13 protein-coding genes are annotated in these 10,431 nt (G+C 61.4%); 9 read left to right on the forward strand and 4 right to left on the reverse strand.

What is annotated here, in order from left to right; translation table 11 throughout:
* Positions 1 to 8: 8 nt before the first annotated feature.
* The 8 genes from kaiC to arsH all read left to right on the forward strand — a co-directional run bounded on the left by kaiC (position 9) and on the right by arsH (position 6,373).
* Positions 9 to 1,709 carry a circadian clock protein KaiC gene (gene kaiC / locus ACVW0Y_RS05880; protein ID WP_457436697.1) on the forward strand — a complete coding sequence of 567 codons (1,701 nt, stop codon included), beginning with the start codon at positions 9 to 11 and terminating at the stop codon, positions 1,707 to 1,709.
* Positions 1,706 to 2,038, forward strand: a complete 333-nt coding sequence (locus ACVW0Y_RS05885) for a circadian clock KaiB family protein (RefSeq protein WP_457436699.1) — start codon at positions 1,706 to 1,708, stop codon at positions 2,036 to 2,038. Before kaiC ends, ACVW0Y_RS05885 begins: the two co-directional genes overlap by 4 nt.
* Before the next feature lie 59 nt (positions 2,039 to 2,097).
* The gene (locus tag ACVW0Y_RS05890; protein ID WP_457436700.1) at positions 2,098 to 2,367 is read left to right on the forward strand and encodes a circadian clock KaiB family protein; all 270 of its coding nucleotides are present in this window, start codon (positions 2,098 to 2,100) and stop codon (positions 2,365 to 2,367) included.
* A 10-nt stretch (positions 2,368 to 2,377) separates the two neighbouring features.
* Positions 2,378 to 4,015: a response regulator gene (locus ACVW0Y_RS05895; protein WP_457436702.1), complete on the forward strand. Its 1,638-nt coding sequence runs from the start codon at positions 2,378 to 2,380 to the stop codon at positions 4,013 to 4,015.
* A gap of 108 nt (positions 4,016 to 4,123) precedes the next feature.
* Positions 4,124 to 4,516: a GFA family protein gene (locus tag ACVW0Y_RS05900; protein WP_457436703.1), complete on the forward strand. Its 393-nt coding sequence runs from the start codon at positions 4,124 to 4,126 to the stop codon at positions 4,514 to 4,516.
* A gap of 306 nt (positions 4,517 to 4,822) precedes the next feature.
* Positions 4,823 to 5,164 carry a metalloregulator ArsR/SmtB family transcription factor gene (locus ACVW0Y_RS05905; RefSeq protein ID WP_457436705.1) on the forward strand — a complete coding sequence of 114 codons (342 nt, stop codon included), beginning with the start codon at positions 4,823 to 4,825 and terminating at the stop codon, positions 5,162 to 5,164.
* 37 nt (positions 5,165 to 5,201) lie between these two features.
* Positions 5,202 to 5,672 (forward strand): arsenate reductase ArsC, encoded by a 471-nt coding sequence (locus tag ACVW0Y_RS05910; protein ID WP_457436706.1) that lies wholly within the window; start codon positions 5,202 to 5,204, stop codon positions 5,670 to 5,672.
* A gap of 14 nt (positions 5,673 to 5,686) precedes the next feature.
* Entirely contained in the window at positions 5,687 to 6,373 is a 687-nt protein-coding gene (gene arsH, locus ACVW0Y_RS05915; RefSeq protein ID WP_457436708.1) for an arsenical resistance protein ArsH, read from the forward strand.
* Here arsH and ACVW0Y_RS05920 read toward each other — a convergent pair whose 3' ends face one another.
* The 4 genes from ACVW0Y_RS05920 to ACVW0Y_RS05935 form a co-directional block, all read right to left on the reverse strand.
* A complete protein-coding gene (locus tag ACVW0Y_RS05920) occupies positions 6,374 to 6,814 on the reverse strand; it encodes an anti-virulence regulator CigR family protein (RefSeq protein ID WP_457436709.1) in 441 nt (146 codons plus the stop codon).
* Between the two features lie 56 nt (positions 6,815 to 6,870).
* Complete coding sequence (locus tag ACVW0Y_RS05925; protein WP_457436710.1) at positions 6,871 to 7,404, reverse strand: DUF3087 family protein; 534 nt, start codon at positions 7,402 to 7,404, stop codon at positions 6,871 to 6,873.
* Between the two features lie 211 nt (positions 7,405 to 7,615).
* Positions 7,616 to 8,317 (reverse strand): class I SAM-dependent methyltransferase, encoded by a 702-nt coding sequence (locus ACVW0Y_RS05930; protein ID WP_457436711.1) that lies wholly within the window; start codon positions 8,315 to 8,317, stop codon positions 7,616 to 7,618.
* Positions 8,318 to 8,483: 166 nt separating this feature from the next.
* Positions 8,484 to 8,765, reverse strand: coding sequence for a DUF3077 domain-containing protein (locus tag ACVW0Y_RS05935; RefSeq protein WP_457436712.1), 282 nt, complete (start codon positions 8,763 to 8,765; stop codon positions 8,484 to 8,486).
* A 462-nt stretch (positions 8,766 to 9,227) separates the two neighbouring features.
* Between ACVW0Y_RS05935 and ACVW0Y_RS05940 the strand changes: the two genes are divergently transcribed.
* Complete coding sequence (locus tag ACVW0Y_RS05940; protein WP_457436714.1) at positions 9,228 to 10,385, forward strand: response regulator; 1,158 nt, start codon at positions 9,228 to 9,230, stop codon at positions 10,383 to 10,385.
* The last annotated feature ends 46 nt before the right edge of the window (positions 10,386 to 10,431 follow it).

Consider the following 10,431-nt stretch of genomic DNA (forward strand, 5'->3'; position numbering starts at 1 on the left):
GATCTGAATTGGCCGAGACGCCATCTGCCACTGCGCAAACCGCAACACTGAAGAAGGTCGCGACCGGCATTACCGGTTTCGATGAAATCACCCTGGGGGGCCTGCCACAGGGCCGTCCGAGCCTGATCTGCGGTTATGCCGGCTGCGGTAAAACCCTGTTTGCCATGAGCTTCCTGGTCAATGGTGCCGTGCAATACGGTGAGCCCGGGGTGTTTATGAGTTTCGAGGAACGTACCCAGGATCTGATCGACAACGTCGGCTCCCTGGATTACGACCTGCAGGCCCTGGTGGACCAGAAGCTGCTGAGCATCGACCACGTTTATGTGGATAGCAGCGAGATCGAGGAAACCGGCGAGTACGACCTCGAAGGTCTGTTTGTGCGCTTGGGTTACGCCATCGACAGCATCGGTGCCAAGCGCGTGGTGCTGGATACCATCGAAGCGCTGTTTTCCAGTTTTCAGGATGCCGCAGTGCTGCGCGCCGAGTTGCGCCGGCTGTTCTATTGGCTGAAGGAGCGGGGCGTTACGGCGGTGGTTACCGGTGAACGCGGCGAAGGCTTGCTGACCCGTTACGGCATCGAGGAATACGTTTCCGATTGCGTGGTGCTGCTGGATAACCGCGTCGCCGATCAGATCACCACCCGCCGCCTGCGGGTGATCAAATACCGTGGCTCGCCCCACGGCACCAATGAGTACCCGTTCTTTATCGATGAGCGGGGCCTGACGGTAATGCCAGTTACCGCCGCCGGCCTGAATCATCAGGTGCGCGACGATATCGTGCCCACCGGCATCGACGGCCTGGATCGCATGCTCGACCGTGGCGGTTACTACCGCGGTTCCAGCGTGCTGGTCAGCGGCTTGGCCGGTACCGGTAAAACCACCTTCGCCGCCAGCTTTATCCGTGCCAGCTGCCAGCGTAACGAGCGCTGCCTGCTGTTTTCCTTTGAGGAAGCCCAGAGCCAGCTGCTGCGCAACCTCGGCTCGGTGGGTCTGAACCTGAAGGAATTCATTGATCGCGACCTGCTGCGCGTCGAGTCGGCGCGCCCCAGCCTGTATGGCCTGGAAGTGCACCTGGCGCGCATGTATCGGGAGATCGTCGAGTTCCAGCCGCAGACTGTAATCATCGATCCGATCTCGGCCTTCCACGGTCCGCAATCGGAAGTGCATGCCACCTTGTTGCGCCTGGTCGATCTGCTGAAAGAGCGCAATATCACCGCCGTATTCACCAGCCTCAGCGATGCGAAAACCACCCGTGTCGAGCTGGACCGGGCGATTTCCTCGCTGATGGATACCTGGATTTCGCTGTCCAGCGTCGAAGCCGATGGCGAATACAACCGCCTGCTGTATGTGCTTAAGTCGCGCGGTATGGGGCATTCGAACCAGATGCGCGAATACCATATCGACGCCCGTGGCATCACCCTGGTGGCTCCCTATATCGGCCCCCATGGCGTGCTCACCGGTTCCGCGCGCCTTAATCAGGAAGCCCGCGAGCGTCGTGAAGGCGAGATCCGCAAACAACTGGTCGAACAACGCAAACGCGAGCAACAGAAAAATCGCGCCCAACTGGAACGCAAGATCGCCGACATGCGCGCGGCACTGGACGCCCAGGAGCAGGAGGAATCGCTGTTGGACGATGATGAAAGCCGCCAGTTGCAGACTGACGATGACATGCGTCAGCAACTGGCCCTGGCACGAGGAGTCGTCGAATGACTACCAGCGATGTGCAACCGATCGATCCTGGCGCCCTTGGCCAGCCAGGGCATTACGCCCTGCGTCTGTACATTGCCGGGCAAACCCCGAAATCAGTCACCGCGCTGCGCAATCTGCAGCGTATCTGCGAGGAGTACCTGGCGGGGGTCTACAGCATTGAGGTGATCGACCTGCGGGTAACGCCACAACTGGCAGCAGGCGATCAGATTCTCGCCTTGCCGACCCTGGTGCGGCATCTCCCCACGCCACTGGTCAAAATCATTGGCGACCTGTCCAACACCGACAAAGTACTGGTCGGTCTGGATATTCGCCCAGAGCCGAGCAATTGAGCCACTTGCCGCCACAATCATCACCTCAGCCGGCTGCGCCCGGTAGCGCCGATTCAGCCGTGGAGGTTTACCAGCTGCGTTTGTATGTGTCCGGCACCACCAGCCGCTCGACCCGAGCCATCCAGAACCTGCGGAGTCTGTGCGACAGCCAGCTGGCCGGTGCCTACTCCCTGGAAGTGATCGACATCTATCAGAACCCGAGGGCTGCGCGGGATGCGCAGATTATTGCCGTGCCGACTTTGATGAAATTGAATCCGCTGCCGGTCCGTGTGCTGATCGGCGATTTATCCGATACCGCCAAGTTGCGTAATGCCCTGGGCATCGAGTGAGGGGGAACCCATGATCGAGCGCACAGAAGGAATGACCGACCAGCACTACATCCAGATGCTCAGCGCCAAGCTGCGTGAAGCCGAAGACACCCTGGAGGCGATTCGCACCGGGGCCGTGGATGCGCTGTTTATCGACACCGGCGAGGGGGTCAGCGTTTATACCCTGGAGAGCGCCGACCGGCCGTACCGCACCCTGATCGAACAGATGCAGGAAGGCGCGGTGACCATGTCTCTCGACGGCTTTGTGCTGTACGGCAACGAGCGGCTCGGCGAGATCGTTCACCGCCCGCTGGAGCGGCTGCTGGCCCACGACTTCAGCGAATTTATTGCGCCCTCCGAGCGCGAGCGCTTTCGCCAGTTTCTCTCCAATAGCGCCGAAGAAGCGGTGCGCGGCGAATTCAATTTTCTTTCGGCGGATGGGCATCTGTTTCCGGCCTACCTGTCGTTTCGCGCCCTGGCCCTGGACAGCACCGATGAGCCGATCATCTGCGGCGTGGTCACCGACCTCACCGAGCAGCGCCTGCTGGAAGCGCGCCTGAGCCAGGCGCAGAAAATGGAAGCAGTGGGGCAGTTGACCGGTGGCCTGGCCCACGACTTCAACAACCTGCTGCAAGGCATCAAAGGCAGCCTTGATCTGATTGCCCGCCGTCCGGACTCGGAGAAAGTAGTGAAGTGGACCGAAGCCGGGCTCAAGGCGGCAGACCGTGGTGCCAAGCTGACCGCGCAGCTGCTGGCCTTTTCCCGCTCGCAAAAGCTCGAGCTGCAGCCGCTGCGGATCAACAGCGTGATCCGCGAAATGCACGATCTGCTGGTGCGTACCATCGGCACCACCGTACGGATCAAATTGAACCTGGAACCCTCCGAGCAGGTGGCGCTCAGCGATCCCACCCAACTGGAACTGGCGATACTCAACCTCGCCCTGAATGCCCGCGATGCCATGCCCACCGGCGGCTCGCTGACCATCACCACCCAGCATCACCCGGAGCCCACCGACAGCGCGCCTTACGGTGCCATGCAGGTGTGCGTGGCCGATACCGGCGTGGGCATGAGCGAAGAAGTGCGACAAAAGGCCTTTAACGCGTTCTTTTCCACCAAGGGCATTGGTGCCGGAACCGGGCTGGGCCTGGCCCAGGTGCAGAGCATCGTCGAGCAATCCAGCGGTTGGGTGAATCTGGTTTCTGCCCCCGGTAGCGGTACCCAGGTGTTTCTCACCATCCCCTACACCCGCGACGGCGAACACCCGGAAAAACCCAGCAGCGAGGCCCCGGTGTCGTCGGCCCACAGCGGCAAGCGGGTGATGCTGATCGATGATGACCATGACGTACGCCGGGTGGTGGTCGACATGCTGGAAGTGCTCGGCCACCAGGTGCGTGAGGCGGCCAGCGGCCTGGCCGGGTTGAAACTGATCGACGTACAGGTGCCGGATGTGGTGCTGCTGGACTTTGCCATGCCACACCTGAATGGCGCGGAAGTGGCGAAACTGCTGCGCCAGAAACACCCGGATCTGCCATTGATCTTTATCAGCGGTTTTTCCGACACCGCCCAGCTACAGGCAGCGGTGGGCAGCGGTGCGACGGTGCTGCGCAAGCCATTCACCATCGACCGTCTGGGCGAGATGCTGGAACAGCTCGACCAGGTCGGCCGCTAGGCTCGCCCTCGAGCGTGCCATACCGCCGCGCACCCCCGGCAAAGCGCTCGGCGCTGCCCGTCGAATAGCTGCTATTTTTTCGTCAGACGCGCGAAAAGGAGCAACACCATGCAGCACTACACTGGCGGCTGTCTGTGCGGCGAACTGCGCCTGGTGGCGAGCGGACAGCCCTATCGGGTGGGGCTCTGCCACTGCCTGGACTGCCGCAAACACCATGGCGCACTGTTTCACGCCTCGGCGGTATTTCCCCAGGAGGCGGTCACCATCGAGGGCCCATCGGCCCAATACGCTGGGCGGCATTTCTGCCCGCGCTGCGGCTCATCGGTATTTGCCCGCAGCGGCGATGAAGTGGAAGTGAACCTCGGTGCCCTGGATGCCCCCGATCAACTGACCCCCACCTACGAAAACTGGATGGTGCGCCGCGAAGCCTGGCTGCCGGCCTTTCCTTTCAACCGCCACTATGAACGAGACCGTGATCCCAGCCGACGCGATGAGCCCTAAGCGCAACGGCTGCAGCCGGATAAGTCGCTACCTACGGTGTGTCGATGGCCGACTGAGCAAGGCAAAAAGCATCGCGGCTAAAGCCGTTCCTACAGAAGTTACGTGGATCGCGTAGGAGCGGCTTTAGCCGCGATGCTGCACGGGTACCTCCACGTCAGCGGCCTCCGCCGAGGGCGAGCAGACGCACAGGGCTATAGCGCGTATTGAAGTGGATACCTGATCGGAAGCTTGTCCGTTGGGGGTTTACCTTATATTCGCATTTCCATATATTCGATTTCCCATATGTAGTGAGCAGGTCCTGCCGGGATGACGCCTACCACGCTGTTCAAATGTCTGGCCGATGAGACGCGGCTGCGCGCGGTGCTACTGATCGTCCGTGAGGGCGAGCTCTGTGTGTGTGAATTGATGAGCGCGCTGGAGGGCAGTCAGCCGAAGGTGTCGCGGCATCTGGCGCAATTGCGCGCCAATGGCTTGTTACTGGACCGGCGGCAGGGGCTGTGGGTGTATTACCGCCTTAACCCGCAGCTGCCGGACTGGGCGCTGGCGGTGCTGACCAGCACGCTGGAAGGCAACGGCGCCTGGCTGGAAGGTGACCTGAACCGCCTTCAACACATGAGCGGCCGGCCGCTGCGCTCGGTTTGCTGTTAACCCTTGTCTGTTTTGCCCGGCCATGGAGCCTGAGCCAATGAAAGTGCTGTTTATGTGTACCGCCAATAGCTGCCGGAGCATTTTGTCCGAGGCGGTGTTCAACCACCTGGCCAAGCCGCCGTTTGTGGCGGTCAGCTCCGGCAGCTTTCCCAAGGGTCAGGTGCTGCCACAAAGCCTGGCGACCTTGCGCGCTGCCAATATTGCGGTCGAGGGTCTGTCCAGCAAAGGCAATCAGGCCTTTGCCGATAGCCCGCCCGATATCGTCATCACCGTCTGCGACAACGCTGCCGGCGAGGCCTGCCCGGTGTACTTCGGCGCAGCGCTGAAGGCCCATTGGGGGCTGGCCGATCCCTCCCATGTCAGCGGCAGCGCCGAGCAGGTGAGCGCCGCCTTTGACGCCACCCTGGCGATTATTCAGCGCCGCTGCCAAGCCTTTCTGGCGTTGCCGTTTGCCAGCCTGGATCGCGCCAGCCTGCAAGGTGAGCTGGCCCGTATCGGCGAGCTTTGAGCCCAGGAGTAGCCATGTCCATCGATCTACCCAACCTCGACCACAGCCTGATCAACGCCAAGGCCGGCGACGGGCATCGCCCGCGAATTCTGCTGCTCTACGGTTCCAACCGGCAACGCTCGTTCAGCCGCTTGCTGGTGGAGGAGGCGGCCCGTTTGCTCGAGCACTTTGGTGCCGAGACACGCATCTTCAATCCCTCCGGTTTGCCGCTGCCCGATGACGCCCCCAGCGATCACCCCAAGGTGCAGGAACTGCTCGCCCTTATGCAGTGGTCCGAAGGCCAGGTGTGGTGTTCGCCGGAGCGCCACGGCGCGATGTCGGCAGTGTTCAAGGCACAGATCGATTGGGTGCCGCTGGCCATCGGCGCGGTGCGCCCGACCCAGGGCAAAACTCTGGCGGTGATGCAGGTGTCCGGCGGCTCGCAGTCGTTCAACGCGGTTAACCAGATGCGCGTTCTCGGCCGCTGGATGCGCATGTTCACCATCCCCAACCAGTCCTCGGTGCCCAAGGCATTTCTTGAGTTCGATGAGCAGGACCGGATGAAACCGTCGGCACTCTACGACCGGGTAGTGGACGTGATGGAGGAGCTGGTGCGCTTCACCCTGTTGCTACGGGATCGTCCGGAGCTGGTTGACCGTTACTCGGAGCGCAAGGAGTCGGCCGAGGCGCTGTCGCTGCGGGTCAACCAGGCGACGATCTGATCAATCGAAAGCGCCGCTGACCACTTCATAGATAAGACCGGTGGCGATGGCCACCAGCAGCAGGTCGGTGCCGGCCTGTTGCCATTCGTAGCCTTCGTAACGGGGCAGATGGCCAACCAGGCGGCCATCGAGTTTTTTCGCGATACCCGGCGGCAAGGGTTTGCCGCGCGCCAGGTTTTTCTGGATGCCGGGCGGCAGGGAGGAGGTGGGCGTCCAGTAGTCGCGGTGCCCACCCAGCACACCGATAATCACCCCCCGGTCGATACTCGGGCCGTTGCCCCAATCATCGCCATCGCTGTGTTTGCTTTTCCCGCTCTGGTTGGAATGGCCGTTGCCGTTGCTTTTACCCTTGTCCTTACCGGGGTCCGCCAGCGCCGAGGTGGAGGCCACGAGCAAGGCCAGGCAACTGAGCAGGGCAATCAATGTGCGTGCTTTGAACATGGCAGTTCTCCAGCGATGGGGCATGGCCCCGAATTCTTCAGAGTCTAGTCCGTCGGTTAACGGCTGCCGCCTAGCGCCTTTACCGTCGCCAGCCACTGCGGTTCCAGCCGCGGTTGGTCGCTATCCAGCCCCTGCGCCTGCATGGCCTCTTTATGGGCGTCGATCTCATGCACCATCTGGCTGAGTGAGCTGGAATTGGCTTCCAGCTGGTACATCTGCGTCAGCCCCTGGTGGTAAAAGCGCAGCAGCTTCATGGCGTGCGGATTTTGCGCTTTCACCCCGGCTTCCACCTGGTGCATCACATTGGTCACGCTCATCAGCGCACGTTTCAGCTGCCAGCCATACACCGCCGCGCTCATCCACGGCTGCGACCACAGCTTGAACTTGAACAGCGCGGCACAGGCCACCACAGCCACACCCACGCCGCCGGCGTTCCAACGCAAGTTGTCGCCCCCCGGGGTACCGAATAGAAGCACCGCCAGGCTGGACAACAGCATGGCCAGCGCGACAAAAATCACCGCCACAATCAAGGTGCTGCGGCGGGTTTGCTGGCGATAGGTTTCGGGGTTGAATGGCTGGATTTCAAACATGGCGGCGAGGCTCCGGGGAAATGCGCGGCGGCATTATCACCGCAAAAGGCGAGCGGGGCGCAAACACCTCAGGGGATGGCCCTTGCGTTGGTTTCCCTTAATCGGCCACGCCAACTTACGGGCAGGTCTAGTCGTCGTAGCTCTGCTGCAAAACCAGCTGTTTGATCGCCACCTCAGGCCCCCCTTGTGGAGGGCGGCGGCCTCGGTGGGTTTAGCTTTTATACGTTTGCCAAGCCCCCCAAAACAAACTGCTGAAAAACCGCAAACCCTCACCAAAGCCACTCTCAAGCAGCAACTGCTGCACCGCTGCCTCTGAGTGCGGTGGATCTGCGCCCTGCAGAATCTTGCCCAACTTCGCCTGCACTTCATCGGCGCTGGCGCCTTGCTGCCGCCAGCGCTGGCCCCAGGCTTTAAGCAGCAAAGGTTGGCTTGTGTAGGCGTGGTGGTTGGCGGCGACTATCAGTGGGGCGTTGGGTTTTAGCCGGGCGTGGATGGCGCGCAGCAGCTGTTTTTTCGCTTCGTCGCCGGGGATATGGTGCAGCACGCCGATCAGAGTGGCGGCGTCGAATTCCGCTTGCTCTGGCAGGTCGTCGACTGTGCCTAGCAGCAGTTCGGTGCGCGACAGCAGGCCGTGGGCTTGCACCTGTTCGCGGGCGGTTTCGAGCATGGGTGGGGAAGGGTCGACGGCGGTGAATTGCCAGGTCGGTTCCAGGGCGGCGAGGGTGAGAATTTCCTGGGCGGTGCCACCTACGCCTACTACCAGAATGCGCGCCGGGTGGTCGCTGTTCAGGCTGGCGGCGAGCATGCAGGCGGCCAGTTCGTGGCAGGCGTCGTAGCCGGCCAGGGCGATGCGGCTTTGTTGGGCGTATTCGTTGGCGCGGTTGTTGTCGAATTTACCGGCGGGGGTGTGCAAGAGCGCTCTCCAGGGTGGTTGGGCCTGGACCACTCTAGTGCGGTGTGCTCGATAACAAAAAGTCTGTGTTTTTATTCAGCCCATTCCTGCAGGGAATGGAACGGCGGGGAAGGTATGCCTTGCGCACCAGCGCTCAATCCAGCGCACTTGGCACCCTTAAGCTTGCTTACTGCAGGGTTCGTTCGTACTCGCTCAGGCCGTTGTAGCTGGCGGTAACCAGCGCGCGGGTGAGGTCGGTGAGGTAATGCAGGCTGTTGGTGTAGGCAGTTTTTTTCAGGTTTTCGCGGTTGAGTACCAGGCACTCGATGCAGTCGAGCAGGTAGCCGGCCTGTTCCAGGGTCAGCTCTACCGGCACGCCGGCATTGACCGTGAGCAGGGCGTGGCCGTCGGCTTTCATGCAGGTGCTGGCGAGAGTGACGATGGCGGATTTCGCAGGTTGGTTTTCCATAACGTGTTGCTCCGAAAGAGTATGAATCTGCCACGTTGATGTCGGGATTGACGGGGTGGCAGCTGTACGCAGGTTGACTGACCGATGGCAACTTCCAAGCATCGGCACACCCAAAGGTGTCCCACGTACAGCCGCCATAACTGCAAACACGGACCACAATCACGCCCGGCTTTATGGCGGAGCTTAGAAGTTGCGCTTAAGCACGGACAGTCAAATCCGGTCGCCAGGTATCCAGCGACGGGCCCATGGTAGGCGGGTGTCTCAGGGGCTTTCTGGCAGCCAGGGACTAGGCCTTTGTAGGCTCGGTAACCCAGTGGGGGTGCCAATATCGGCAAAATCGGGGTTTTGCCCGCTAGCCAGCTTTTCAGGCGATTGCCGTAAGTAGCAAATAGTCTCTAAGCTTCAAGGCTAAGGAGTAGCAGCGGTTGAAGTTACTCCATTTTGCTGAGGGAGCACCGCGCCATGGACAGTTCGCCGTACCCGTTCCAGCCCGCCACCATTCTGGTGGTCGACGATACCCCCGATAACCTGATGCTGATGACCGAGCTGCTCAAGGACCAGTACCGGGTCAAGGCAGCCAACAGCGGCGAAAAAGCCCTGCGGATTCTGCAGGATGGCGCGCTGCCCGACCTGATTCTGCTCGACATCATGATGCCCGGCATGTCGGGCCATCAGGTGGCCAAACAGCTGCAGCAAGAGCCCCGCACCCGGGATATACCAATCATCTTTCTTACCGCGCTGGCGTCGATGGCTGACGAGATCCAGGGGCTGGAGCTGGGCGCGGTGGATTACATCACCAAGCCGATCAGCCCACCGCTGGTGATGGCGCGCGTCGAAACCCAGCTGAAGATCAAGGCAGCTGCGGATTTCCTGCGCGACCAGAACGACTTTCTCGAGCGCGAAGTGCAGCGCCGCACCCGCGAAGTGGCGGCGATTCAGGACGTCACCATCCAGGCCATGGCCTCGCTGGCCGAAACCCGTGACAACGAGACAGGCAACCATATCCGCCGCACCCAGCACTACGTCAAGCTGCTGGCCGAACTGTTGCGCGAACACCCGCGCTTTAAAGCGTTTCTGAGCGCAGAAACCATTACCCTGTTGTTCAAGTCGGCCCCCCTGCATGACATCGGCAAGGTCGGCATTCCCGACCAAATCCTGCTCAAGCCCGGGCGCTTTACTCCGGAAGAGTTCGAGATCATGAAAACCCATACCACCCTTGGCCGTGAGGCGATTCAGCGGGCGGAGGATCAGTTGGGCATTTCCGTGGATTTCCTCAGTCTGGCCAAAGAGATCGCCTACGGTCACCAGGAGAAATGGGATGGCAGCGGTTACCCAGAAGGGCTGAGTGGCGACAATATCCCCATCAGCGCGCGGCTGATGGCGGTGGCCGATGTGTACGATGCACTGATCAGCCGACGGGTGTACAAGGCCGGCATGCCCCACGAGCAGGCGGTGGGAATCATCCGCGAGGGCCGCGGTTCGCACTTCGATCCGGATATTTGCGACGCCTTTCTGAGCTGCGATGAGCGGTTTCGGGCGATTGCCGAGCGTTTTTCGGACAGCGATCTGGATATGGCCAAGCAGCGGGTAGCGCTGGAGCGCAGCGGCGTCGCGCCTTGAGCCGCAGTAGCAGGTGGTTTGCCGGTTTTTAAGCGTTGGTCTCTAT

Source organism: Pseudomonas sp. TE3786, from assembly GCF_054057335.1.